The sequence below is a fragment of the Jeotgalicoccus sp. S0W5 genome (assembly GCF_011634875.1).
In the GTDB taxonomy this organism is placed as follows: Bacteria; Bacillota; Bacilli; order Staphylococcales; family Salinicoccaceae; genus Jeotgalicoccus; species Jeotgalicoccus marinus.
Genome location: NZ_SIRQ01000004.1, coordinates 133,483 through 158,205, shown reverse-complemented (window position 1 = coordinate 158,205; position 24,723 = coordinate 133,483). Strand labels below are relative to the sequence as shown.

The 24,723-nt window shown below is 37.1% G+C and carries 27 protein-coding genes and 1 tRNA gene; 22 read left to right on the top strand and 6 right to left on the bottom strand.

From position 1 onward, the window contains the following. Nucleotides 1-3 precede the first annotated feature (3 nt). The 13 genes from EYB29_RS07260 (at nucleotide 4) to EYB29_RS07200 (ending at nucleotide 13,643) form a co-directional block, all read left to right on the top strand. Nucleotides 4-531, top strand: a complete 528-nt coding sequence (locus EYB29_RS07260) for a YwhD family protein (protein ID WP_026866111.1) — start codon at nucleotides 4-6, stop codon at nucleotides 529-531. Between the two features lie 185 nt (nucleotides 532-716). Then, nucleotides 717-1,115, top strand: coding sequence for a YwiB family protein (locus tag EYB29_RS07255; RefSeq protein WP_026866110.1), 399 nt, complete (start codon nucleotides 717-719; stop codon nucleotides 1,113-1,115). A 2-nt stretch (nucleotides 1,116-1,117) separates the two neighbouring features. Beyond that, a complete protein-coding gene (gene argS / locus EYB29_RS07250; protein WP_026866109.1) occupies nucleotides 1,118-2,770 on the top strand; it encodes an arginine--tRNA ligase in 1,653 nt (550 codons plus the stop codon). A gap of 98 nt (nucleotides 2,771-2,868) precedes the next feature. Next, entirely contained in the window at nucleotides 2,869-3,771 is a 903-nt protein-coding gene (locus EYB29_RS07245) for an ABC transporter substrate-binding protein (protein WP_084145679.1), read from the top strand. Beyond that, nucleotides 3,764-4,717 carry a FecCD family ABC transporter permease gene (locus EYB29_RS07240; RefSeq protein ID WP_166627003.1) on the top strand — a complete coding sequence of 318 codons (954 nt, stop codon included), beginning with the start codon at nucleotides 3,764-3,766 and terminating at the stop codon, nucleotides 4,715-4,717. The genes EYB29_RS07245 and EYB29_RS07240 overlap by 8 nt, the downstream gene beginning before the upstream one ends. Nucleotides 4,718-4,786: 69 nt before the next feature. Continuing rightward, a complete protein-coding gene (locus EYB29_RS07235) occupies nucleotides 4,787-6,757 on the top strand; it encodes a S9 family peptidase (protein WP_166627002.1) in 1,971 nt (656 codons plus the stop codon). Then, nucleotides 6,758-7,846, top strand: a complete 1,089-nt coding sequence (locus EYB29_RS07230; protein WP_166627001.1) for an aminopeptidase P family protein — start codon at nucleotides 6,758-6,760, stop codon at nucleotides 7,844-7,846. Nucleotides 7,847-7,868: 22 nt separating this feature from the next. Continuing rightward, nucleotides 7,869-9,278, top strand: a complete 1,410-nt coding sequence (gene aspA / locus EYB29_RS07225; RefSeq protein WP_026866105.1) for an aspartate ammonia-lyase — start codon at nucleotides 7,869-7,871, stop codon at nucleotides 9,276-9,278. Between the two features lie 141 nt (nucleotides 9,279-9,419). After that, complete coding sequence (locus EYB29_RS07220; protein WP_026866104.1) at nucleotides 9,420-10,769, top strand: IS1096 element passenger TnpR family protein; 1,350 nt, start codon at nucleotides 9,420-9,422, stop codon at nucleotides 10,767-10,769. Nucleotides 10,770-10,780: 11 nt separating this feature from the next. Then, on the top strand, nucleotides 10,781-11,563 hold the full coding sequence (locus EYB29_RS07215; RefSeq protein WP_026866103.1) for a hypothetical protein: 783 nt from the start codon (nucleotides 10,781-10,783) through the stop codon (nucleotides 11,561-11,563). Between the two features lie 23 nt (nucleotides 11,564-11,586). After that, entirely contained in the window at nucleotides 11,587-12,777 is a 1,191-nt protein-coding gene (locus EYB29_RS07210; RefSeq protein ID WP_166627000.1) for an amidohydrolase, read from the top strand. An 81-nt stretch (nucleotides 12,778-12,858) separates the two neighbouring features. Beyond that, a complete protein-coding gene (locus EYB29_RS07205) occupies nucleotides 12,859-13,239 on the top strand; it encodes a RidA family protein (protein ID WP_026866101.1) in 381 nt (126 codons plus the stop codon). A gap of 38 nt (nucleotides 13,240-13,277) precedes the next feature. Continuing rightward, nucleotides 13,278-13,643, top strand: a complete 366-nt coding sequence (locus EYB29_RS07200; protein ID WP_166626999.1) for a PH domain-containing protein — start codon at nucleotides 13,278-13,280, stop codon at nucleotides 13,641-13,643. Nucleotides 13,644-13,832: 189 nt separating this feature from the next. On the opposite strand, the gene EYB29_RS07195 is transcribed toward EYB29_RS07200, so the two are convergent. Next, a complete protein-coding gene (locus EYB29_RS07195) occupies nucleotides 13,833-14,672 on the bottom strand; it encodes a PPK2 family polyphosphate kinase (protein WP_166626998.1) in 840 nt (279 codons plus the stop codon). A gap of 175 nt (nucleotides 14,673-14,847) precedes the next feature. Between EYB29_RS07195 and EYB29_RS11655 the strand changes: the two genes are divergently transcribed. Further along, nucleotides 14,848-15,324: a nucleoside hydrolase gene (locus EYB29_RS11655; protein ID WP_256370659.1), complete on the top strand. Its 477-nt coding sequence runs from the start codon at nucleotides 14,848-14,850 to the stop codon at nucleotides 15,322-15,324. Between the two features lie 76 nt (nucleotides 15,325-15,400). Beyond that, complete coding sequence (locus tag EYB29_RS11650; RefSeq protein ID WP_198687338.1) at nucleotides 15,401-15,718, top strand: nucleoside hydrolase; 318 nt, start codon at nucleotides 15,401-15,403, stop codon at nucleotides 15,716-15,718. Between the two features lie 37 nt (nucleotides 15,719-15,755). On the opposite strand, the gene EYB29_RS07185 is transcribed toward EYB29_RS11650, so the two are convergent. From EYB29_RS07185 to EYB29_RS07165, 5 genes are all read right to left on the bottom strand, one after another. Then, nucleotides 15,756-15,911, bottom strand: coding sequence for a hypothetical protein (locus tag EYB29_RS07185; RefSeq protein ID WP_166626997.1), 156 nt, complete (start codon nucleotides 15,909-15,911; stop codon nucleotides 15,756-15,758). Between the two features lie 98 nt (nucleotides 15,912-16,009). Beyond that, nucleotides 16,010-16,288: a hypothetical protein gene (locus tag EYB29_RS07180; RefSeq protein ID WP_166626996.1), complete on the bottom strand. Its 279-nt coding sequence runs from the start codon at nucleotides 16,286-16,288 to the stop codon at nucleotides 16,010-16,012. A gap of 71 nt (nucleotides 16,289-16,359) precedes the next feature. Further along, a complete protein-coding gene (locus EYB29_RS07175; RefSeq protein ID WP_305793598.1) occupies nucleotides 16,360-17,010 on the bottom strand; it encodes a tellurite resistance/C4-dicarboxylate transporter family protein in 651 nt (216 codons plus the stop codon). Between the two features lie 442 nt (nucleotides 17,011-17,452). After that, entirely contained in the window at nucleotides 17,453-18,397 is a 945-nt protein-coding gene (locus EYB29_RS07170) for an ornithine cyclodeaminase family protein (protein ID WP_166626995.1), read from the bottom strand. Nucleotides 18,398-18,411: 14 nt separating this feature from the next. Further along, nucleotides 18,412-19,725 carry an MFS transporter gene (locus EYB29_RS07165; RefSeq protein ID WP_166626994.1) on the bottom strand — a complete coding sequence of 438 codons (1,314 nt, stop codon included), beginning with the start codon at nucleotides 19,723-19,725 and terminating at the stop codon, nucleotides 18,412-18,414. A gap of 115 nt (nucleotides 19,726-19,840) precedes the next feature. Between EYB29_RS07165 and EYB29_RS07160 the strand changes: the two genes are divergently transcribed. The 7 genes from EYB29_RS07160 to EYB29_RS07130 all read left to right on the top strand — a co-directional run bounded on the left by EYB29_RS07160 (nucleotide 19,841) and on the right by EYB29_RS07130 (nucleotide 24,612). Further along, nucleotides 19,841-20,614: a serine hydrolase gene (locus EYB29_RS07160; protein ID WP_166626993.1), complete on the top strand. Its 774-nt coding sequence runs from the start codon at nucleotides 19,841-19,843 to the stop codon at nucleotides 20,612-20,614. Between the two features lie 66 nt (nucleotides 20,615-20,680). Continuing rightward, nucleotides 20,681-20,752 (top strand) — tRNA-Val (locus EYB29_RS07155). A gap of 73 nt (nucleotides 20,753-20,825) precedes the next feature. Beyond that, entirely contained in the window at nucleotides 20,826-21,548 is a 723-nt protein-coding gene (locus tag EYB29_RS07150; protein ID WP_166626992.1) for an ABC transporter ATP-binding protein, read from the top strand. Further along, nucleotides 21,545-22,621, top strand: a complete 1,077-nt coding sequence (locus EYB29_RS07145; protein WP_371807498.1) for an ABC transporter permease — start codon at nucleotides 21,545-21,547, stop codon at nucleotides 22,619-22,621. The genes EYB29_RS07150 and EYB29_RS07145 overlap by 4 nt, the downstream gene beginning before the upstream one ends. Nucleotides 22,622-22,635: 14 nt before the next feature. Continuing rightward, complete coding sequence (locus EYB29_RS07140) at nucleotides 22,636-23,019, top strand: VOC family protein (RefSeq protein WP_166626991.1); 384 nt, start codon at nucleotides 22,636-22,638, stop codon at nucleotides 23,017-23,019. A gap of 63 nt (nucleotides 23,020-23,082) precedes the next feature. Then, nucleotides 23,083-23,547 carry a GNAT family N-acetyltransferase gene (locus EYB29_RS07135; RefSeq protein ID WP_166626990.1) on the top strand — a complete coding sequence of 155 codons (465 nt, stop codon included), beginning with the start codon at nucleotides 23,083-23,085 and terminating at the stop codon, nucleotides 23,545-23,547. An 87-nt stretch (nucleotides 23,548-23,634) separates the two neighbouring features. Beyond that, complete coding sequence (locus tag EYB29_RS07130) at nucleotides 23,635-24,612, top strand: M24 family metallopeptidase (RefSeq protein WP_240921845.1); 978 nt, start codon at nucleotides 23,635-23,637, stop codon at nucleotides 24,610-24,612. The last annotated feature ends 111 nt before the right edge of the window (nucleotides 24,613-24,723 follow it).

Sequence of the window (24,723 nt, the reverse complement as noted above, 5' to 3'; positions counted from 1 at the left end):
AATTTGGCAGATGAAAAACCAAAGAAAAAGCCAGGATTTCAATTTAATATTATAAAAAATGACCCACTTGATGGTCATAGAGGACAAAATTTTGGCTCAATTAGTCTAGAAAACATTGCACCAATATATATTAATATTGAAACGAAAGAAGCAGTATTAGATATCGGCGGCTTACATGGTAAAGCTGAAGTTGAAAAACGAGTGAAGTGGATTACGGATAAGACTGAAGCCGAAGGTGAAGATGCTAAAGAGTATTATCTTGTTTGGATAGCAGTCGAACGTAAGGAAGTTGGTCCTGTCTATAACGGCGCAGGTGCTTGTTATTTAATGGTTAATAAGGAAAAACGTCGCGGCTATAAAATGATGCATGAACACGTAAATAGTTTAGATGATGCAATGAAAGGTCGCATTAAGCTTGAGCTTCTGGATCAGGGCTCAAAAGATGCGCTAATCGACTTTTTACAACAACATAATGAAGAAATGTGGAATAACTCAGACCGTATGCAGGAAGCACTCGGTGTTCAGTCCTAGCAAATATGTCTTTTTTATGACTTTCTAAAATTACGTTGCACATTCCTAAATCTATGGATAAAATATATTATAGTTATAGTGATATAACTAGGACACTTAGGTGGGGCGAAAGCCCTGCCTTTTTTATGTTTTAGGCGTCAATTTACATGCATTGTGCTATAATTTGTAATATTGAAGGTGATAAAATGAACGCTCCAAATCAAGGTATGTATAAGCTATCTCAAATCGTTGATATGCATGGTGAGAAAAATGAATACAAACAAGATTTAAACGTTTCAGTCATAGATAAAGAAGACCGTTATTTGCGTTATACAGAATCATTGGATGAACATGAGCTAAAAGTCACAGTTAGAATAAGTGATTGTAATATAAAATTACAGAGACGTGGCATTATCAATATGAATTTTCACTTTGAAAAAGGTATGAGAACATCAACATTTTATGATTCCCCAGCCGGCCGACATCAGTTTGAAATATTGACGCATGAACTGGATGCTAGTGACACAGGCTTGTATATTGAATATGATTTATTTGAATCGGGGTCACTACTTGGTCACTACAAATATAAGTTAGAGAGGGCTTAAATATGGATTTAAAACAACAACTTAAAGAAGCGATTGAAAGTGCAATCAAAAGTGCAAACTTAGTCGAAGAATCAGATATGCCTAGTGTAAAAGTCGAAGTTCCAAAAGATAAGAATAACGGAGACTTTTCTACTAATGCAGCGATGGTTTTGACTAAACTTGCGCGTAGAAACCCTCGAGAAATTGCTGAATTAATCATTGAAAAACTGGATAAAGAAAAAGCAAGTGTAAGTGAAGTCAGCATTGCAGGACCAGGTTTTATCAATTTTAAAATGGAAAGTAAAGAACTCTTAAACGTTATATTTAAGGTTCTAAACCAAAAAGAAAACTATGGTCGTTCAGAGCTTGAAACGAAAGAAAAAGTGTTAATCGAGTATGTTTCTGCAAATCCTACAGGCGATCTTCACATTGGTCATGCGAGAAATGGTGCAGTTGGTGCAACACTTTCTAATATCATGGATTTTGCTGGCTATGATGTCACACGTGAATACTATATCAACGATGCCGGTAATCAAATTAACAACTTAGCACGTTCCATAGAAGCACGTTATTTTGAGGCTTTAGGTCAAGGATTGAACATGCCGGAAGATGGTTATAACGGTAAAGATATTAAGGTGATTGGTGAAGAGTTAGCTGAGGCTCACCCTGAGTACAAAGATTTAGATGAAACTGCACGTATTAGTAAATTTAGAGACCTTGGTGTCGAATATGAAATGCGTAAACTAAAAGAAGATTTAAGCGATTTTCGTATTCACTTTGACAACTGGTTTAGTGAAACCTCACTATACGAAAGTGGCGAAATAGATGAAGCGATGACCAAGATGAAAGACAATGGTTTCATCTATGAAAGTGATGATGCGACATGGCTACGCACAACAGACTTTAAGGATGACAAAGACCGCGTTATCGTGAAAAAAGACGGGACCTTCACATATCTAATGCCAGATATTGCTTATCACTATGACAAAGTGGAGCGTGGATATGATAAGTTAATTAACCTCTTTGGTGCAGACCACCATGGTTATATTAACCGTCTAAAAGCATCACTCGGTGCTTTAGGTGAGAACCCGGAGAAGTTAGAAATTGAAATCATGCAAATTGTCCGTTTAATTGAAAACGGTCAAGAAGTGAAGATGAGTAAACGTACTGGTAAGGCAGTGACGATGAGAGATTTAATCGATATGATTGGTGTTGATGCTGCACGTTACTTCATGGTTATGCGCTCAACTGATACGCATTTTGACTTTGATTTAGACTTAGCACGTAGTGAATCCTCTGATAATCCGGTTTACTATGCACAATACGCACACGCTAGAATATGCAGTATTTTACGTCAAGCGAAGGAAAGTGGTTTTGATATAGACCAAACAGTTGCAGTGGATGTAATCACCAACGAGCAAGCACTTGAATTACTGAAGAAAATATTAGAATTTCCTAATATTGTTCGAGGTGCAGCAGAAGCTCGTGCGACACAAAGAATTCCAAATTACATCCATGACTTAGCTGCGAGCTTCCATAAATTCTATAATGCTGAAAAAGTACTAGGAGAAAATGACGATAAGACACGTGCTTATATTTTAATGATTGAAGCCGTTCGTCAAACTTTAGAGAATGCCCTAAGATTAATAGATGTGAATGCACCTGAAAGAATGTAAGTAACTAAGAAGGGGTTGGGAATATTTTTGCCCAGCCCCTTTTTGTATGTCATTTTATAAATAAATCACCCTACAATAGACAGTGTAACTTTATTATAATGATGCTAAAGGAGATGGTGATTATCAAAAAATTACCTAGGCACACAAAATTATTTTTCTTAACCTTATTTACGATAGTTATGACAGCCTGTTCTAATGAATCCGCTGTTGATCAGAGCTCGAATGAAGATATGAATATTATTTCTTTGATACCAAGTAATACGGAAATCATCGCAGAGCTTGGTTCAACAGAAGACTTGGTGGGCATTACAACAGTAGATACATACCCTGAGGATTTGTCTGAAGATTTAACAAGGCTGGATACTTTTGATTTAGATGAAGAGGCTATGATGGCTCTAGATCCAACACATATTATTTCACATGCTTCAAACCATGATGCGAACAAGGATATTATTGACCGTGTGGCTGATAATACAGGTGCTGAAATCTTAGTAGTAGACGATGCGCAATCAATTGATGCAATTTACGATACGATAACACAAGTTGGTGATTTTATTGATAAGCGTAGTGAAGCTGAAAATTTAAATACTGAACTTCAAAAAGAACTTACAGACCTTAAAGCCACTTATGAAGATCAACAAACTGATGATAGTGTGCTGCTCCTAGTGTCAGTGGTACCAGATATTTATATTGCAGGTGATGATACCTTTATTGATGACTTTTTGGAAACTTTAGAAGTAGAGAATGCTTTTGATGATGTCGAAGGTTATCCATCTGTTACATCGGAAGAGTTAATTGCACGTGAACCAACGAAGGTGATCTCAACATCTGGACAAGATAATGAAACATTATCTGAAGAAATTTCTAGTATCTCTGGGCTAGATACAACTGAGATTGCCGATGAACGCAACCAATGTATTCCAAATCCAGATACGATTTCAAGACCAGGTCCTAGGTTCGTTGAAGGCTTAGAAGAAGTCGCTCAGTGTATATATGAATAAGACAAATGTTGTTCTATCAATAATCTTAATGCTCTGTCTGGTTGTTAGTGTGTTTGTTGGATCTGTTAGTTTCTCTGATGTGTCTACAATGCAGTCATATACAATCATGCTAGATGTGAGATTGCCAAGAGTGTTAATGGCAATTTTCCTTGGAGCAAGCTTAAGTATGAGTGGGGCAGTATTTCAAATTATCTTGAAAAATCCGATGGTGGATAGCTTTACTTTAGGTATGGCTAATGGGGCGGTTCTCGGTTCAGCTTTGACAGTGATTACAGTCATCCCTGTTATCTTCGCACCAATTATGAGCATCATTTGTGGTCTTTTGACCATGGTACTCGTGCTAATAATTGCACGGCGTTTAGATTTGTCTTACCGTCCAGAAACATTAATTATAACCGGCGTTCTACTGGGTTCATTACTCTCGGGTATTTTGTACTTGATTATCTTAGTTAATCCAGAAGATACACAGAACATCTCAAGGTACATGTTTGGCTCCTTGAGTGGCGTAAATTACTACCAAGTTGCCGTCGTTATGGTGCTGACATTTATTGCATTTATCTTGTTAATAAGATATGGCAGACAGTTAGATTTGTTAAAGTTAGGAGATATTCGGGCACATGCCTTAGGCGTCAATGTGAGTAAAATACGCCCGATGTTATTAATGACCGCTGCTGTTCCGCCACTTGTTGCCTTAGGTTACACCGGTATTATTGCTCTTGTAGGCATTATCGTTCCTCAGGTGATTATGTACCTTAAGCCGATGCCATTTATCCCGTTGTTAAAACGTTCGATTCTTGTTGGTGCAATCTATGTTCTAATCGTAGATACTTTAGGGCGTACACTTTTTGCACCAGTTAGCATTCCTACAGGTGTTATGGTCATGTTATCTGCTGTTCCTATATTTATATATCTCTTATATCAACGCACATTAAGTACTAAAAAATGAAGCCATTTCATTCATTCGTTAGTAGGGTGAACTAAAGAGTGTTATATTAATTAAAAAGGGGGATTTTTAATGACAAAAGTTTCAATCGAAGACATTTTTGATATACAATCCGTTTCTGCACCAAAAGTCGTCCCAAATAGCTCGAGCGTGACGTATTTAACGAGTCGTACTGATAAGGACGAGGATACGTACTATGCCTACCTTCATTCTCACAATGGCCAAGGCAACATTCAACTTACATATAAAGATGAAGTAATCGGTAATGTGTGTCATGCCTATAATGGAAATATGACAGCCTTCACAGCACCTGATAAAGACAAAAAAACACAGATCTTCATACTCCGTCACACAGGTGGGGAACGCGAACAAATTACCTTTGAAAAAGATGGTGCATCTAACCCAGTCTTTAGTTCAGATGATGAGACAATTTATTATTCTGTCAGAGAAGGAAAGGACACAAAAGAGTCTGAAGAAGAAAAAGATAGTAAAACACCGAAACCGACGATTATTAATAAAATGAAATATAAATCTGATGGTGGGCCATCACCATATGGAATATTTCCCGAGAAATATTCACAGATTAAAAAAGTAAACATTCATACTAAAGAAACAGAAGTGGTCTTAAAAGGCGAAGCGAACTATCAACTTCATGACTTAACAGATACTGGTTTTATTTACTCAACTGATCAAAGTGATAATCCAGATTTCAATTTTTCTTCTAAACTGTATTTACGTAAAAACGGTACGGATCAATTGTTACGTTCAGACATGAATGTCTTTAAAGCGGAATTATCACCAGATGGGTCACATATTTTAATGACAGTGATGACACGTCAATATAAGAATGCAACACACCCACATATCGAAGTTTTGAATCTAACTACAGGCGATATTATTGATGTCACTACAGCACTCGACAAACCAGTCGGTGGCTTAGTCGCACAAGATACCCAACAAAATATTGACGGTAATCCGACGAAGTGGATTTCAAATAGTGAGTATGTTTTTATCGTGTCGGAATTTGGTAGTGTGAACTTATACCAAGGAGACATTAATGGGCATATTAAGCCACTTTACCGTGGCGACCATAACATTTTTGGTATGGATGCAGATGAGTCAGGTGCCTACTTAACAATTTCAACGCATGTGTCACCGAGTGAACTATATAAATTTGATTTTGAAACAGAAGAACTTGTTCAATTAACCGAAGTCAATAAGGACTACGTATCGAAAACAACACTCGTTTATCCAGAAAAAATTAAGTTTTCTAGTTTTGATGAGACGACAGTTCACGGTTGGTTCATGAAACCAGCTGATTATCAGGCTGGTCAAATCTATCCGATGGTAACCAATATACATGGTGGACCACATGCCTTATATGCCAATACGTTCTTCCATGAGATGCAAGTGTTAGCAGCGAAAGGCTATGCCGTATTATTTATTAATCCTAGAGGGTCACACAGTTATTCTCAGGAGTTTGTTGATGCTGTAAGAGGGGATTACGGTAACGGTGACTATAAAGATATTATGGCCGCAGTGGACTATATTACCAATAAGTATGATTGGATTGATCAAGATAATTTAGGTGTAACAGGTGGATCATATGGTGGCTTTATGACCAACTGGATTGTAGGGCATACGAACCGTTTTAAAGCAGCTGTGACCCAGCGCTCAATTTCGAATTGGATTAGCTTTAGAGGGGTCTCAGATATTGGTTATTACTTTACAGATTGGCAGATTTTAGCTGGACTTGATGATCTTGGAAAATTGTGGCATCACTCACCTTTGAAATATGCGAAACAAGTTGAAACACCTTTACTTATTTTACATGGTGAAGAAGATATTAGATGTCCAATCGAACAAGCAGAGCAGTTCTTTATAGAGTTGAAATATCACGGTAAGGAAACTGAGTTTGTCCGTTTCCCATCTTCTTCTCATGAGCTTTCACGTTCAGGAAAACCGAGTTTACGTCTCGCAAGATTAGAACAAATCACAGGATGGTTTGATAAGTACATTTCATATTCTGAGGAGGGAAAATAGATGGCGAGCAAAATCGATGAATTAGCAACAAGTGTCGAAGCGGATTATTCAATAATATCTAATCCATTAAACATTTTTTACTTTACCGGTGTACGCTTAGACCCACATGAACGATTGTTACTCTTGTTAATCGATAATCAGTCAAAAGAAACAACGATGATTTACCCAGCACTAGATGGTGAAACAGTGAAAAATAATACGGATTTAGATCATTACCTTCCACATGATGATAAGGAAGATGCATTTTCATATGTCTTTAAGACAATTCCAAGTGATAAGACGATCGCAGTCGAAGGCAGTCATCTAATCTATGATCGTTACCTTAGGTTGATTGAACAATATCAAGCTGAGAATATTCAGACCCTTGATAATCACATCAATTACTTACGTGGAATAAAAGATGACCATGACAAAAATGAATTACAACGTGCCGTCGATATGACAGAAAAGGCACTAGAGAATCTTAAAACATTTACTGTTGAAGGCAAGACAGAAATGGAAGTGTCAGACTTCCTGGTCAAACAATTTAAATCTTATGGTGCAATAGGACCAAGTTTTGGACCAAGTGTATTAACAGGTAAAAAATCTGCCTTACCACATGGTGACACGGGCAATGCCGTCATCCAAAAAGGAGATTTCTTGTTAATTGATTTCGGAGTTGTATCGGATACAGGTTATGTTTCAGATATGACACGAACTTTTATTGTTGGAGAAGCGACTGAAAAGCAAGAAGAAATCTATAAAACAGTGTTGAATGCAAATCTTGCAGGTATTAAAGCGAGTCAAGAAGGAACAGAACTCTCAAATATCGATAAAAGTGCGAGACAGGTTATCGAAGATGCAGGGTACGGTGAGTATTTCATGCACCGTATTGGTCACGGTCTTGGCTTAGATATCCACGAGGCACCTTCTGTTCATGGTGAAAACAAAGATAAGTTAGAAGCGGGGAATGTGATTACCATAGAACCAGGAATATACATTCCTGATTTTGGCGGTGTCAGAATCGAAGATATGTTGTATATTGAAGATGATAATACAATTAATCTCAACGCATTTCCAAAAGATTTTGAATCGATGATTATACAATAAACCCTAGGAGCTGTATGAAGACATGACGAAAGATACAAGAATTGAAGCAGACTTTCTTGGAGAAAAAGAAATTAATAATGATGCCTATTATGGAGTTCAAAGCCTAAGAGCTTTAGAGAATTTCCCAATTACAGGTTATCGTTTAAACACGGACTTAATCAGAGCCCTTGGTATGGTCAAAAAGGCAGCGGCTATTGGAAACCATGAGAATGGCGTCTTAGATGAGGAAAGAAAAAATGCCATTGTCCAAGCGAGTGAAGAAATTATAGACGGTCAGTGGCACAGTCATTTTATCGTAGATCCAATTCAAGGTGGTGCTGGGACTTCGACAAACATGAACGCAAATGAAGTCATTGCAAACCGTGCACTTGATATCTTAGGAAGAGAAAAAGGTGACTATGACTTTGTGAGTCCGAACAACCATGTCAATATGTCACAATCAACAAATGACGCCTTCCCAACTTCGCTCCATATTGCATTTTTAATACGTGCAGAAAGCTTGTTAGAAACGATGAACACGATGAAACAAGCATTTGAAGCGAAGGCAACGGAGTTTGATCACGTCATTAAAATGGGACGTACGCATCTTCAAGATGCCGTACCAATTCGCCTAGGTCAAGAATTTAGTGCTTACGCTAAGGTCTTATCAAGAGATATTCGCCGTGTATCAAACGCTTTAGAAAATCTTTATGAAATCAACATCGGTGCAACTGCAGTTGGTACTGGTTTAAATGCAGACCAAAAATACATTGATACAGTTGTTGAAGAACTTAGAAATCTTACAGGCTATCCATTTAAATCTGCAGAAAATCTTGTTGATGGAACTCAGAATACAGATGCCTATACTGAAATTTCTGCAGCACTTAAAGTATGTATGATGAACATGTCTAAGGTTGCAAATGACTTAAGAATGATGGCTTCAGGACCAAAAGCGGGTCTGAATGAAATCAATCTTCCTGCACGTCAGCCAGGTTCTTCAATTATGCCTGGTAAAGTGAATCCGGTTATGGCTGAAGTGATTAATCAAATTGCCTTCCAAGTCATCGGTAACGACAATACCATTTGTCTCGCATCAGAAGCTGGACAGTTTGAATTAAATGTTATGGAACCCGTGCTTGCATATAACCTACTACAATCCATAGACATTATGAACAATGGCTTTAGAGTCTTTACAGAAAAATGTATTGCAGGTATTACAGCTAATGAAAAACAGATGTCGGAATACGTGGATAAGAGTATCGGTGTAATCACAGCACTTGTGCCTCACATTGGCTATAAGAAAGCATCATCAATTGCACGTGAAGCGATGGCAAGTGGTGAACCAGTAAGAGACATATGTAAGAAATATGATGTCCTTTCAGAAGAACAGTTAAATCATGTGTTAAATGCTTTTGAAATGACGAACATTGGTGTATCTAAACTGCCAGAATAAGAAGTAGAATCGCATAATTTTAAACACTGGTGATTTATCACTAGTGTTTTTTTGTGATTAAACTGTCTCAACAGATTTTTATGATTAATAAGTGTAAAATAGTAAGTATAAAAGCAGTCAAAGAGCTGGGGGATTATGTCTATGGATATTCAAACTTTCTATCAGACTTATTTAGGAGAACATGAACTGGTCAGGGCCAGTTTGTTTAACTCTGTAAATTTTACGAGTATGGATGAGTTGATTGACTATAAATTAAAAGAACTTAGTGATGCGGCTTTACAAGCTGAAATTTTTGAACATCTATCAATGGCAGAAGCCAAACTCATTAGGCGTTTAGCAGCAGAAGAAAGCCATGATGAAGTCCACAGGGTTGCATACAATCAAAACAAATACTCTACCTTAATCGACTACCAGTACATTTTAGAGGATAATGTCAATCAAGGTGTGATTCATGAAGATATCATCAATCACTTAAATTACGGTCTGAGAAAAACAGGTATTTTCCCATTTGAACCGATGTACATTCCAGACTCACAAGAGATTAAACCTAGTGAACTGTCAAGATTTGAACCCATTTTTAAGGGTCCAATCTACTGGCTCTATAATAATCTGACCTTCATTAAATTACGAAAAGTAATGTCGAAATTAAATATTAAATCCATCGGACAATATAAGGACGATTATTTATCCGAAGTCACTGCTCATATTGTGACTAAAGAATCATTAGAACTTGCGATTTCCCTCTTAGATCGGGAGTTAGCCAATGAAGTGGCGCATAAAGTTAAAGAGGATGATTACCTTTATGCAAATCAACCACGCTGGCAAGATGCTGTAGAAATGGGCCTATTAGTTAAGGTTCATAAAGATTACCTGATCATGCATGAAGATGTATTGACGACCTTAAAACAAATAGACTTTAAAACTATCAACCATATGACGACAGCACGTGTCAGTGAAAACTACAACGCTTACCGAATTATGTTGTCTATTAATGGAATGGATGAGATATATAGAGAAATTCAATTACCAACACGTTTAAACCTCTTAGAATTAGAAATTGTCATTTCTGAAGCATTTGGTTGGCAGAATACCGGGAGCGGAGATTTTGTCACGGACGATGAAGTTCTAACAGATCTTGAATCCTCACCGAAAAATGTCCGTATGGCGGATGTGTATTTACAAGGTGGTCCAGTTCAATACCTGGCATCATCAGATGATTATTATGTCGTCGATATTGAAGTTGAGGACTATATAAATATAGAAAAGGCACTACCTAAAGTCCTGTCTTACGGTGGCCCAGTCCCAATTGAAGGTATCGGTGGCATCGACCAACTTCAGGATATCCTCACTATACTACAAGATAAAAACCATCCGGACTATGTGAGCACCTATGCCAAGGTTAGAAATAAAAACTTTAGGGAACGCTATCCGGTCAGCGCAGTAAATAAACAGCTTCTAAAACTATTTAACAGAGGTAGCCCAATTACTTAAGGAGAATCGAGATGGAGCTAGCAACATTTTATAAGACGTATTTAACATATTTACATCTAGATAAAGTGGGAGAGTCTTTATCCCAACTAGATAAGATAGTAGAAGAAAAAATAGAAGAAGCAAAATCGGATGACTATCTCACCTTACTTGGAGATAGCTTAAAAATGGAAGAAATTGAGTTAATCAAGCGTTATTCTAATGCCTTAACAGGTGACAATATCATTACCTTGCCTTTCAATCCTGATGATAATCCATTTTTAATTTACAATCATCACCTCTTATACATTGGCGACGGCGAAGGGGTAATGCATGAAGAAGTGATCGATGGGATATTAAGGAACTTTGGTTCAACAATCCATTTAGCACCCTTACCAGAAGGTATTAATGTATCAAATGTAACGTTGAATAATGCAGAATATACCACAACTGTAAATTTACTAGACTATCCAATTATCGAATATTATGACTTATTATTAACAGAAGAGCACATGAATCTTGTGGCAGAAAACTTAGACTTAGACCTTGAAGAGTACAAGACAAGACCACAAATTATTAATGCAATTTCTAAGCGATTAGTCCATAAAGAATATATGGAAGAAAAATTAAAGCTCTTTGATGAAGATGAATTAGAGAGATTTAAAGAGAAAGTACAAGCCGGACAAGTTTTATTTACAGAAGAAGAGGGTAACTGGGATACGTTCCTTGCTACTGGCATAATTATGCCTTATCTTCCTAATGTTGCAATCTTGCCTTTAGTTCTGTTCCATTTCTTTAAAGAAGAAATTTTCGATTAAATCAAGAAAAGGGGTTATGAACAATGTCATTAAAAGAAAAGATTTTTAAACAATTAGAAGAAAATGAAGAACGAATGATTGAAATTAGACGTCATTTACATGAAAATCCAGAGTTATCATTTGAAGAAGAGAAAACAGCACAGTTTATCGAAGAATTTTATAAAGACAAAGATGTGACTCTGACAACAAATGTGGGTAATGGCTATGGCATTATCGTGGAAATAGAAGGTGGAGCTGGTGAAGGACCGACAATCGGACTGCGTGCGGACTTTGATGCTCTACCAATTAAAGAAGAAGCAGATGTTGAGTTTAAATCTAAAAATGAAGGTGTCATGCATGCCTGTGGACATGATGGTCATACGGCTTACATGTTAATTTTAGGTGAAGCTTTAATCGATCTTAAAGATGAGTGGAAAGGTAGAATTAAGCTCATTCACCAACATGCTGAGGAAATTCCACCAGGCGGTGCCAAAAGTATCGTAGAATCAGGCATCTTAGATGATTTAGATGAAGTATATGGTATTCACCTCTTCCCAACGATTGATGTAGGTGATATTACAGTGTGTGCAGAAGAAGCGATGACAGGCCGTTCAAACTTTGACCTTAAAATCCAAGGCTCAGGCGGTCACGGCGCAATGCCACACACTACTAATGATGCACTTGTTGCAGGTGGTTACTTTGTCACATCAGCACAAACAATCGTCTCCCGTCGTATGGATCCAAATGACTCTGTGGTTGTGTCAATTACAGCCTTTGATGCACCAGGTGGTTACAACGTAATTCAAGACAGTGTAACACTTCGTGGTACAGTACGTTATTTATCTATGGATAATATGGAACCAGTCTATGAAGAAATGAAAAATCTGGTTGAAGGACTAGAAAGAAGCTACGGCGTAGATTGCACTTTAGACTATGTCTATGACTATCCAGTTCTATATAACATACCAGAAATTATAGATGAAATTGAAGCGACTTTAGAAGAGAGTGCAGGCACATACTTCGATAAAGTATACCGTGCCAAACCACAAGCTGCTTCAGAAGACTTTGCGTATTACTTAGAGAAAAAACCAGGCGCATTCATCTTTGTCGGTGCTAAACCAGAAGGCGTAGAAAATGCCTACCCGAACCACCACCCTAAATTCGAAGTCAATGAAAAATCATTGCTGATTTCAGCAAAAGCATTAGCTGATATTGTCTTGAATAAGATTCAATAGTCATGCTTTAGGTGTTGCACGTACGTGAAAAGCAAACGAGTTGACTCTATCAAAATATAAGTCGGTGTGAAGGAGATAACTATGAAACCAATTCATACAAAGTACTCAAAAAACAATCCTGGACACTATGTGCCTGCCATGGAGCATAATGGCACACTCTATATTTCAGGACAGCTGTCTATAGATAATGAAACAGGGAAAATTCCGAGTGGTGGCATCAAGGTTGAAACTGAACAAGCACTAAAAAACTTAGATGTTGTGTTAGAAGCTGCTGGCATTACTAGAGAAAATATCATTATGTGCCGTGTCTACACACCTGATGTGAAGTATTGGGATGAGATCAATGTCATCTACAGTGAATATTTCAAAGATCACAAACCTGCACGAGCAATTGTGCCGACAACGCCACTGCATCATGATTGTCTAATTGAAATTGAAGCAGTTGCTGAGCTCGGACAATAAATAGTTTGTAAAATTAAATTTAAAAGTGGAGTGTTAATATGTCTAACGTCAGTCTACCTGAATATACTTTACTTAGTAAATGTGAGTTACCTGCAGAAGTTGAAGAAATTATGATTGATGATGAAAGGTTTGTCACTGCTTTTAAAACATACAGAGATAGTGTGACATTCACCAACAAAAGAATTGTCTTCAGAGATTCACAAGGACTATCAGGTAAAAAAGTAGAGGTCTATTCAATCCCTTATAGCACGATCAATGCTTGGTCAAGTGAGAATGCTAAAGGTATTTTTGATGTAAATGCTGAGGTTGAGCTGTGGACTAGAGCGGGCCATTTAAAACTTAAACTTGGTAAAGGTATAGATATAAGGGAAATAGATAGACTATTAGCTAACGCTATTTTGTAATTTAATTCTGTAAGAAGCTGCTTAGGAATCCTTGATAGGGTTTACTAAGCAGCGTTTATTTTTATGCAATTATCTATCAACTAATTCTTTGAGATCCTCATGATATTCTTTACTTATTTCTTCTGCTAAGTTCAATAATTCTTCTTTATTCATAACCAACACTCTCCATATTTACAGAACTGTTATCCTCTATTCATTCTCCAATTCTTTAATATACTTTTCCAGTTTCTCTTTATCCTCACCTGAAATCTCAGGGAGTTTAGGGTCAATTTTCTCTAACACATGGATCATAACCTCTGTAATAATTCGACGACTATGCCATTCATCATCTGCGGGTAAAATGTACCAAGGGCTAAGCTGTGTGGAGGTATTATTAAGCATATCTTCAAAAGCCATCTGATATTGATTCCATTTCTTACGTTCCTCAACATCAGAGAATGAGAATTCCCACTGTTTGTCAGGGTGCTTCATTCTTTCTAATAGTCTATCTTTCTGTTCTTTCTTAGACATATTGAAGAAAAACTTAATGACAGTAAAGCCATTTTCACATAGATATCTTTCATAATCATTAATCTGTCGATAACGTTGTTCAAATATATTATCGTCTTCGTCATCCAGTAGATTATGGACCTTAGTGGCAATGATCTCTTCATAGTGAGAACGATTTAAAATCGCAATCTCACCACGATCTGGTTCTCCTGCATGAATTCTTCGTAGATAATCTTTTTTCTTATCCTCTTCTGATGGTTTACCAAAAGAAGTAACTTTTAGACCTTGAGCATTTAAATTAGAAAATATATAAGAAATTGCTTCATCCTTACCAGCAGCATCTATGGCTTGTAAGACGACCATAATACCGTGTTCTTCTTCAGCGTTTAATTTTAAATGTAAATTTTTTAGTTTTTCAACAAGTGGTGGAATGATATTTTCTTTAATGTCATCATTATTTTTTTTCATTCCCTCACTTGTTTTATAATCTTTTAATTTTATATCTTTAGTACCTGGTACTTTATAATTAGATAAATTCATATTATCACCTCTGTTTTCAAATATTTACCCCTATCAACTAGTTAGAAACACGATAAATATCATTAATTATGGGTATGTAATAAGTGTGAATTTAAGGCGAAAAACAGAGGAGATATAGAATGGAAAAAGAAAGATTATTTTAGATTGTGATCCTGGTCACGATGATGCTGTCGCAATGTTAATGGCTTATGCCCATCCTGCGATTGATTTACTCGGAATTACGATTGTGTCTGGGAATCAGACCATAGATAATAATGTACGAAATGGCTTAAGTGTTGCACAATTATTAGATATAGATGTAGATATTTACGGTGGGATGTCTGAACCGATTGTGCGTGAACAATTAGTAGCAGGCAATGTTCATGGTGAATCAGGTATCGATGGTCCAGTGTTCGATGAACTTCAGCGCTCAGCTAAAGAACAGCATGGTGTGCAATACATTATTGATACACTAATGAATAGCGATGGGGACATTACACTTGTACCAACAGGACCATTATCAAATATTGCTATGGCAATGAAATTAGAGCCAGCAATTTTACCGAAGATTAAAGAGATTGTCTTGATGGGCGGAGCTTATGGTAATTGGAACTTCACGCCATCAGCGGAGTTTAATATTTTAGCAGACCCTGAAGGGGCATGTAGTCTTTAAATCAGGTGTGCCAATCGTGATGATGGGCCTTGATGTGACAAATCAAACCCTCTGTACTCCAACAGTAATATAGAGAATGGAGGCAGTAGGGAATAAGGCAGGAAAACTGTTTGGAGACTTACTTAGATTCACTTTAAAGACTCAATATGAAGAATTTGGTTTAGAAGCGGGGCCAATTCATGACGCGACAACAATAGCATATCTGATTGATCCGAGCTTATTTGAAGTTAAAGAGATGTTTGTAGAAGTGGATATCAATAGAGGACCATCATACGGTAGAACTGTGTGTGATGAATCGAATGTCTTAAAAGAAGAACCAAACGCAAAAGTAGGAACTGGAATAGATAATGATAGATTTTTTGATTTAGTCGAAGAGTGTATAAGGATGTATTAAGAAAAAGTCACTTAGGAATCATTGCCTAAGTGACTGCTTAATTATCTTCATTGTCATTTAACATTGGGTGTGAATCTAAAAATGCCATAGTTAGCATGTAAACGATAGCCATAATTGTAGCTGTGATAAGATGCGTTGACTCAAAGTTACCATCATTTAGCGCGATTCTTGATGCTAAAACTATTGCAAACATGCTTAAACCTTGCGGTATATATTTTTAAAGAAACTTCTTAATTACAAACACCTTCTAGTTTGTAATTAACCACTATATAGTTATATAAAACGTCCTTCTTAATCTTCAGTTTTAGTGACTTGTCTTTCTCTAGTTTCTTGAATTAACCAAGGACTATTTTTCTCCGCTTCAATTTTTCTATTATCTGCCTTAATTCGATCAAGGACCTTTTGCATTTCTTCATTCTCTAACAGATAATTCTCTTGTTTCAATCTCTCTAATTCTATTTCCTTATCTATTTGTTTTAAACGGATTTTCTCCATATCCTGTTTATTAGATAAGAATGTGCTGAGTGCACCTACACCAATTGCCAGAATGACAATTATAGCAAACCACATTCTGCATCAGCTCCTTTATTCTAGATTGTTTGGATAGACGATGGTACTTATCATAATATATCCAAATATTCTCAATGTCTTCTTAACCGTTTCCCGTGATGCACAATCATACCTATAAATATTAATATCCAAGTTATCAAGGCAATCCCAAAAGTGATGTCTGAGATGATCATAAGAAATGATAGTTCTAGTGCTTGAGATATATTTATGGTTCCGACAGTGTACATTGCTAAAGGGAAAGACATCCCCCATAGATCTTGGCTGTAATTTAGAGGTACTTTGTTGATGACATGACGCCATACGCCCAGCATAACGAGTAGTGGAATCCACCAAGTTCCAAATGCCCAGAAGAAGAGGGTAGTGGCTTTTATGAATGATTCAAATTCTAAGATGATTCCTGAACCATTCAAAATGAAAATGGCTCCAGCTAAAGTAGTAATTGCTAAAGCCCCCATACTGATCCAGTAGGGTGGTGTGAGCGACATAGCTTCCATTTCATAAAACATTAATCTATAAAAAATCAAAACAATGATTGCTAGGTACAACATGCATGCTAAAAAGAAGAGGCAGAGTGATGTAAACATGATGATGTCTTCATAGTTTGATGGTGCCTGCATAAGGACACCAAGTATGGCTAAGGATTGTGTTGAGACAATAAGTAACAGCCAACCGCCATTGATTGATTCGTTTATTAAGGGTTTTGATTTTTTAATAATTAGGATGGTGAAAAAAACTATATATTAAAACGATCCATAAAATGAGTATGAGGACCCATATGTAAAAACCTAAAATTGGCATATTAGAAATTATGCTTAACTGACTACCAATCACGGAACTTGCCGCAATAAAAGTGAAAAAACCAGGCCCTTTGATTTCATTTGTGAAATCTAACCAGACAGCCTTTGTATTAACTGAAAGTCTGATGATGTTTAAGACGATTAAGACAAAATAGACTACGATATTTAAGTAGAGTAAAATCTCTGCAAATAAATGATAACCTAAATACCAGACAAAGAGAGTGGACCAGTTGCCATGACCATGGCAAAATAGCCTGGGTAAAAGTGTTCTGTTTGTCGTTTTAAAAAATTGATCATGTGTATCACACTTTCTAAATTCTACAGTAAAGCGCGTACCGTAAATGCGGTACGCGCTTTATATTATATCTTATTCAGCAAACATCTTCATTACACCGTTAGCAACTGCAAGATCGAAGTATCCGGCACCAACGCATTTGTAAAGTGTGATTTCTTCATCGTTTTGGCGAAGGTAGTTGCCATCAAAAATATCTGCTAAGGTCCCTTTGATGTCATCCCAGCTTATGATGTCTTTATCTACAGCATCAATGAGTTCCCCGGCTTCTTCTTTGGCACCATGCATGTCGTCTACATAAATCTGATCAGCTCTTTCGACGATTTTATGATCCATTTCTCTCATTTCAGGTGTGAATGAGCCGACGCCATTAATGTGTGTACCTGGTTTTACAAGTGCACCGTTATAAACTGGTGTTTTACTTTGTGTTGCGCAGTTGATGATGTCACTCATTTCGACGAGTGCATCGACATCGGATACGACTTCTATATCAGACCAAATTCCGAAATCTTCTAAGCGTTTTTTAAAGTCTTCCGCCTTACTTTCTGTACGATTATACAAGTAAATTCTTTGGATATCTCTGACTTGAATAACGCCGAGTACTTGTTCAAATGCCATATTTCCTGTACCAATGACACCTAATGATCTAGCGTCTTCTGTGGCAAGCTTATCTGTCGCAATAGCGGTCATCGCACCTGTACGTAGGCGTGTTAGGTAAGATGCATCCATCGACGCCTTATGCTCGCCGTCTGTTAAGTCAGTGACTAAGATATTACCCTGGGTCGTTGGCATATTTTTATTACTTGGGAAAATAGACACTGTTTTAATAATAGAAACTTGACTACTGATACTAATACAAGGCATATACAACATAGAATTATCTTCACCAGCCGGTAGTACAGTACGAATGGATTCTACGATCTGATCATTCTTATAGTCGTCAAGGATATTTATAACATCTTCAATGGCATGAGTAATTTTATACTTTTCTTCAATTTCTTTGTCTGTCAATGTAATCAAAGTATTCACTCCTATTAAGCTTCAATATTTTTAAGTCGATCTTCACGGTCCTGAGCATTTTCACCACGTATCGCCATGACAGCTACAATCGAAACGATAGCGGTCATAATAATGTAAAGTGATACAGGAATACTTGAACCGTTAAACTGATTCATTAAGAATTCAGCAATCAATGGTGCTGACCCCCCAGCGACTGCGGCACCAATTTGATAACCGAGTGTGACTCCAGTATAACGTACTTCTTTACTGAATGATTCTGAGAACATCGTACCGAGAATCGCAGTAATCGGTGGCCAAATCACTACAAGGCCTAAGAAGGTCGCGAGTATAACTAAAGCAGGTTCATGTGTATTGACAATGTAGAAATATGGGAAGCCATAAATCAACATTGCGACAGCACCGACTAAGAACATTTTCCTTCTACCTATTTTGTCGGATAAACTTCCCATAATCGGAATCATAATCGTTGTTCCGACTGAAACTGCCATGATGGATAACATCATAAACTCGAAAGATACATCAAGTGTCGCAACACCATAACCAACAATGAAAGTAGTAAATATATAGAATGGTCCAGTTTCTACAAATTTAGCCCCTGATGTAATCAGTACTTCTTTTGGATGTTTTTTAAAGATCTCAACGATTGGTAACTGACGGACTTCATTCTTTTTAGCAGCTTCTCTTTGCATTGCTTGGAATGCAGGTGTCTCATCTAGACCTTTACGGATTAATAGACCGACAACCACAAGTAGTAAACTAAAGATAAACGGAATTCTCCATCCCCAAGCTAGAAAAATTTCTTCAGGCATAGCCCAAGTCAATAAGAAGAAAAAGCCGTAAGCTAAGACTAAGCCAATCGGAATACCCATCTGTGGGAAACTACCGAAGAGCCCACGTTGTTTCTTAGGTGCATACTCTGTTGCGAGTAGTAAAGCTCCTCCCCATTCTCCACCAATACCTAAACCTTGAATTAAACGGAATAGAAGCAGTAAGATGGGTGCCGCAATACCAATTGAGGCGTATGTAGGTAAAAGACCAATCCCTGCAGTCGCTAAGCCCATCATGCTTAAAGTTATAATTAATGTTTTTTTACGGCCGACACGGTCTCCGATATGGGCAAAAATAACCCCGCCCAGTGGACGAATGAAGAATGATAGTGCCAAACCAAAATAAGCTAATATTGTTGATAAAAATTGATCATCAGTGACGAAGAATTGAGTGTTAAAAATAATGCTAGCAACAGCAGCATATAAGAAAAAGTCAAACCACTCAATCGACGAACCAATTAAACTTGCAGATAAAACTTTTGCACGTAGTTTTTTATCCATAGTAAACCTCCCCTTTGTATACGATTACATTATCATGATTTCGGGACATTATAAAGCTGTATTGTCATTGAGTTGATAGAATTTTTAGATTATACTCAAATGGAGGGGGATGAGGATGTTAGAAGAGAAATTAAATGCATTAGTATCAAAGCAAGCAACTAATAATATAGCCTATCAAATCGAGTATCAGGGGAAAGTATATACACATCGGCAAGATCATATCTTTCGCTCAGCAAGCATAACGAAAATTCCTTTATGTTTATCCGCCTTAAAAAAAGGTGAATTACTAGATGAAAACCCAAGGCTCGATGCGAGTAAGAAAGTGATGGGATCGGGTGTCTTACATTCGATGGAAGATACTAGAACAATGACCCTACATGACCTAGTGACCATTGCACTAATTGTGTCTGATAACACTGCGTCAAATGTACTAATGGATTATGTCGGCTTTGATCAGATGGACAAAGACTTTAAAGAGTGGTGTCTAAGGGATACCGAATTAAAAAGTCATTATATGAATATGAACGCAGATCCTAATAAAATGTATAATATTGCGACAGCATCAGGTATGATGACAGCACTTAATTTAATATATGAAGATAATGAGTATATATCACAACCCATTAGAGATAGAATGAAACGCTTATTAAGACAACAACAATTTAACGACCGAGTTGGTGGTACTTTGGATGATGGTGGTGAAGAAAATCATATCACTGTGTCATCAAAAAGTGGTACAATCGATAAGCTAGAGCATGATGTCGGCATATTTAAAATGGATAAGGAAATATTGAAGTTTGCAGTCCTCAGTCAAGGTTGGCCGACAAACTTAGATGGACGTCAATTTCTCATTGAAGTCGGGCATTTATTGAAAGCTGAAATGGAGTAGTAATTTCCGGTTATAGAGTTGCTTTATATATCGTTCTATCTTAAAGTAGATGATATGCTGACTCGTGATTCCGTAGCTCAGCGGGAGAGCACTTCGTTGACATCGAAGGGGTCGGTGGTTCAATCCCACTCGGAATCATAGATGACCGGAACGCTTTAGACGTTCCGGTCTTTTTTCGTAAATATAGGTAGATTAAAAGGTAGTGATAGAAATGGCTGAAAAAATTGCATCACTGATTGATGGCGATAAGTTTTTCTTCTTTAAGCAGGTTTTAAATAATATCAATCTTGATATATATGACGGGGAAATACTCGGTATAATTGGGCCGAGTGGCTCCGGCAAAACGACATGTATTCGAACACTTCTAGGCATGGAAGAGCTAACCAAAGGTGAGGCGTATTTCATGAACAAAAAGATGCCGAACCGAAAAATGATGAACAAGATTGGATATATGGGCCAAGAAACGGCACTTTATGAGACCTTGACGGCACATGAAAATATGTCCTTTTTTGGTAAGTTAAAAAAACTTAAAGGTGAAGTGCTCAATCACGAAATTGATAAGAATCTTGAACTCGTAGACTTGAGTAGTTCAAGAAATAAAGTTGTTTCTCAATTTTCAGGTGGTATGAAAAGACGATTATCTTTGGCAATCTCTTTAATTGGTGCACCAGATTTACTCGTCCTAGATGAACCGACCGTTGGTATTGATCCTAAATTGAGGAAAACGATATGGGAACAGCTAAGAGTTTTAAGAGATGAAGGGAAAGGCATTGTTGTCACGACACATGTTATGAGTGAAGCGGAACGCTGTGATAAGGTCGCACTCATTGTGAATGGAGAAATATACGCTTACGGTACACCAAAAGAACTGATGACACAGTTTGAGGTACACTCCATTGAGGATGTGTTCTTGAAACTGGAGGTGACAACATGATCAGATTGACGGCAATTGCTAAAAAAGTAGCCTTAGAATTATATAGGGATCAGAGAACATTAGCCTTAATGTTGTTAGCACCACTTCTTGTCATTACATTGATGTATTTTGTCTTTGATGTGAATAATGATTTGAATGTACGTATCGGTGTTCCAGATACAATTGATGAACGATTTATAGAAAATATGCCTGAGGAAGTAGAAGTCATCCCTTACGCCTTACAACCTACCTTGGATACGTTGTTGGATAATGATAATTTAGATGCTTACATGGACATAAAAGATGATCAAATTACAGTGACATATCATAACGAAGATCCGTCTCAAACCAACGCAGCGAAGCAGGTCATTCAAACTGCAGTTCAATCTACAATAAGAGAAACTGCACAGGAAATGTTTAATAACATGCCTGGTGATGAAACGATGCCTGCAATGGATGTTGAGGAAAGTTATCTGTATGGTGATGAGGATTCCACCTTCTTTGATAAGATGTTTCCAATTCTCATGGGCTTCTTTGTTTTCTTCTTTGTCTTTTTAATTTCAGGTATGTCGATGCTGAAAGAAAGAACGATGGGCACCATGGAAAGAATGCTAGCAACATCAGTAAAAAGGCGAGATGTTGTGCTTGGTTATATGGGTGGTTATGGTGGCTATGCAATTTTACAGACGATTATCATTGTACTGTACTCAATCTATCTCTTAAATATGACGATTGCAGGTAATATTATATGGGTATTTGTAATAACAATACTCTTAGCAATGGCTGCGCTCGTCATTGGGATGTTCATTTCCACCTTTGCAAACACAGAATTCCAGATGGTTCAGTTCATACCATTAGTGATTGTGCCCCAAGTATTTTTCTCAGGAATCATTCCTTTAGAAAATATTTCAGATTGGATATCAGTAATTGGTTACATCTTTCCACTAACTTATGCAGGAGAAGCATTGACTGAAGTCATGACAAAAGGGAACGGCTTTATAGCAATATGGCAAGAATTATTGATTCTTGTAGGGTTTATTGTGTTATTCACTTTACTAGATATCTTCGGTTTAAGAAAATATCGTAAAGTATAAAATAGGAGGCTGACATGTTTAAGAAACTTCAGAGTGTGATGGTGTATGTAGAAGATGTTGAAGCGGCGAAGGAATTTTGGACGACGAAGTTTGATTTTGTTGTAAAAGAAACGATTGAACTGCCGGAAGACTTTAAGGGCTATGACCTCGCGCCGAATGAAGCAGCAGAGACGACTATGACCCTGTTTTCAAAAGCGTTTATAGAAAAATACAGCCCCGAAGTGAGCCTAGGCACCCCGTCGTTGATGTTTGAAGTAGAAAACATTGAGGCCCTCTATGAGGAAAGTAAAACTAGGGGCGTAGAAGTTGGAGAACTAGTAGAAATTCCAGGTACGAAAACGTTCAACTTCCAAGATGGTAAAGGTAATTATTTTGCAGTAGGAGAACCAGTTGAGTAAGTAGTATGACCCCGCCAGTGAGAATACATTGGTGGGGTTTTAGTTTAAGGGGATGGACATTAAATGGTAGAGTTTAAAGAAATAACAGAAGACAATTTTGAAAAAGTGTTGAAACTTAGAATTAGCGATGAACAGGATAAAAAACGATTTGTCGCACCAAATGTGAGGTCGTTGGCAGATGCCTATCTGTATAGAAATGCAGGTGATGTCTTTCCCTTTGCTGTAGAAGATGAAGGAGAAGTTGTTGGATTTATCTTGTTAGATGAAGATGTAGAAGAAAAAGAATATATGATTTGGCGAATGATGGTTGATGAAAGATTTCAAGGTAGAGGATATGGTAAGGCGATTGTGAGGAAAGTAATTGAGCAATTTGAAGCGGACGAACGGTTTGATGTGTTGATTGCGGATTATGTTGTTGGAAATGAGCCGATGAAAAAACTATTGGAGTCTTTAGGGTTTAAGGAAAGAGAATTTGATGAAAGTATTAATGAGTATGTGATGGAGTACCTGGAAGGAATTTATAGCTAAGATCCTGTGAGTTAGTAATTTTCAAATAAATTAGGAATGAGCTGAGCTATTTATGAATAAGAAAAGGGTTGAGCATCTAAGAAGGTAATGAAAGAAAAAGATACTGTGCTACTTTCAAGTTTTGAAAACCAGTATTATTTTAGTGGTTTAAAGGCAATTACTTATTCTAGACCCATTCTTTTGAAAATGTCACAGAGTGACATGGCTATAGTAATTCCGAAGTTAGAAGAAAACCATGCAAAACATATGGCAGCAGCCGATCGGTTATATGTTTACCACGAAGTTGAAGGTAAAGAAGGAGAGTATTCGTACTTAGCTCAAGTTGATGCCTTAATGAATACAATACTTGCTGGCTCTAAAGTAGGAATTGAATTTGCATCACTGCCTACGAAGCTTGCGTTCATGTTAAAAGAAAAGCGTTTTGAAGTTGAAAATATAGAGACAGATATAGTAAATATGAGAGCGGTAAAATCTGCTGATGAAATTTCTATGATTAAAGAATCTGGGAAATTAGTAAGTGAAGCGGTGAAATTATCTCTAGAGAATGTACAAGCAGGTTTAAGTGAATTGGAAATGGACTATTTTGGAACGGAATATCTATTTAAAGAAGTATCGAATACCTATCCGAATTCTACCTTAGATTATTTTGTGATGTCACCTTCAGGTGTGGATAGAACGAACATGACACATGTATTCTCCAACTCTAGAAAAATAGAGGAAGGGGATATCATTATTCACAGTAGACAAGTCGGCTTGAATGGATATAGAGCAGAATGCGAACGAACGATATTTGTTGTAGAACCGACAGAAGAACAAAGAAAAGCGTTTGAAGTGATGGTTGAAGCACAACAAAAAGCATTGGACTTTATAAAAGTAGGTGTGACTACAAAAGAAGTGAATCAAGTTGCTTTAGATGTGTTTAAAGAAGCGGGATTAGAAGAATATGTTGTGCATCGAACAGGGCATGGCATAGGTATAGGTTTACATGAAGAACCAAGTTTAAGATTTGATAACGATTTAGTGTTAGAAGCGGGTATGGTGTTCTGTGTAGAACCAGGCATTTAAATACCAGGTGCTGGAGGATTCAGACACTCAGACACTGTGGTGTTAGAAGAAGACAAGACAGTGTTGATTACGGAGTATCCGAGAGATATTGAGAGTTTGATAATTAAACAA

Coding starts and splice junctions, on each gene's coding strand:
- EYB29_RS07240 (WP_166627003.1), top strand. CDS start 3,764: ATGAATAAGACAAATGTTGTTCTATCAATAATCTTAATGCTCTGTCTG.
- EYB29_RS07130 (WP_240921845.1), top strand. CDS start 23,635: ATGAAAGAAAAAGATACTGTGCTACTTTCAAGTTTTGAAAACCAGTAT.
- EYB29_RS07235 (WP_166627002.1), top strand. CDS start 4,787: ATGACAAAAGTTTCAATCGAAGACATTTTTGATATACAATCCGTTTCT.
- EYB29_RS07135 (WP_166626990.1), top strand. CDS start 23,083: ATGGTAGAGTTTAAAGAAATAACAGAAGACAATTTTGAAAAAGTGTTG.
- aspA (WP_026866105.1), top strand. CDS start 7,869: ATGACGAAAGATACAAGAATTGAAGCAGACTTTCTTGGAGAAAAAGAA.
- EYB29_RS07245 (WP_084145679.1), top strand. CDS start 2,869: ATGATGCTAAAGGAGATGGTGATTATCAAAAAATTACCTAGGCACACA.
- EYB29_RS07145 (WP_371807498.1), top strand. CDS start 21,545: ATGATCAGATTGACGGCAATTGCTAAAAAAGTAGCCTTAGAATTATAT.
- EYB29_RS07150 (WP_166626992.1), top strand. CDS start 20,826: ATGGCTGAAAAAATTGCATCACTGATTGATGGCGATAAGTTTTTCTTC.
- EYB29_RS07220 (WP_026866104.1), top strand. CDS start 9,420: ATGGATATTCAAACTTTCTATCAGACTTATTTAGGAGAACATGAACTG.
- EYB29_RS11655 (WP_256370659.1), top strand. CDS start 14,848: ATGTTAATGGCTTATGCCCATCCTGCGATTGATTTACTCGGAATTACG.
- EYB29_RS07230 (WP_166627001.1), top strand. CDS start 6,758: ATGGCGAGCAAAATCGATGAATTAGCAACAAGTGTCGAAGCGGATTAT.
- EYB29_RS07210 (WP_166627000.1), top strand. CDS start 11,587: ATGTCATTAAAAGAAAAGATTTTTAAACAATTAGAAGAAAATGAAGAA.
- EYB29_RS07185 (WP_166626997.1), bottom strand. CDS start 15,911: ATGTTTGCAATAGTTTTAGCATCAAGAATCGCGCTAAATGATGGTAAC.
- EYB29_RS07180 (WP_166626996.1), bottom strand. CDS start 16,288: ATGTGGTTTGCTATAATTGTCATTCTGGCAATTGGTGTAGGTGCACTC.
- EYB29_RS07165 (WP_166626994.1), bottom strand. CDS start 19,725: ATGGATAAAAAACTACGTGCAAAAGTTTTATCTGCAAGTTTAATTGGT.
- EYB29_RS07215 (WP_026866103.1), top strand. CDS start 10,781: ATGGAGCTAGCAACATTTTATAAGACGTATTTAACATATTTACATCTA.
- EYB29_RS07200 (WP_166626999.1), top strand. CDS start 13,278: ATGTCTAACGTCAGTCTACCTGAATATACTTTACTTAGTAAATGTGAG.
- EYB29_RS07195 (WP_166626998.1), bottom strand. CDS start 14,672: ATGAATTTATCTAATTATAAAGTACCAGGTACTAAAGATATAAAATTA.
- EYB29_RS07205 (WP_026866101.1), top strand. CDS start 12,859: ATGAAACCAATTCATACAAAGTACTCAAAAAACAATCCTGGACACTAT.
- EYB29_RS11650 (WP_198687338.1), top strand. CDS start 15,401: ATGGAGGCAGTAGGGAATAAGGCAGGAAAACTGTTTGGAGACTTACTT.
- EYB29_RS07160 (WP_166626993.1), top strand. CDS start 19,841: ATGTTAGAAGAGAAATTAAATGCATTAGTATCAAAGCAAGCAACTAAT.
- argS (WP_026866109.1), top strand. CDS start 1,118: ATGGATTTAAAACAACAACTTAAAGAAGCGATTGAAAGTGCAATCAAA.
- EYB29_RS07140 (WP_166626991.1), top strand. CDS start 22,636: ATGTTTAAGAAACTTCAGAGTGTGATGGTGTATGTAGAAGATGTTGAA.
- EYB29_RS07255 (WP_026866110.1), top strand. CDS start 717: ATGAACGCTCCAAATCAAGGTATGTATAAGCTATCTCAAATCGTTGAT.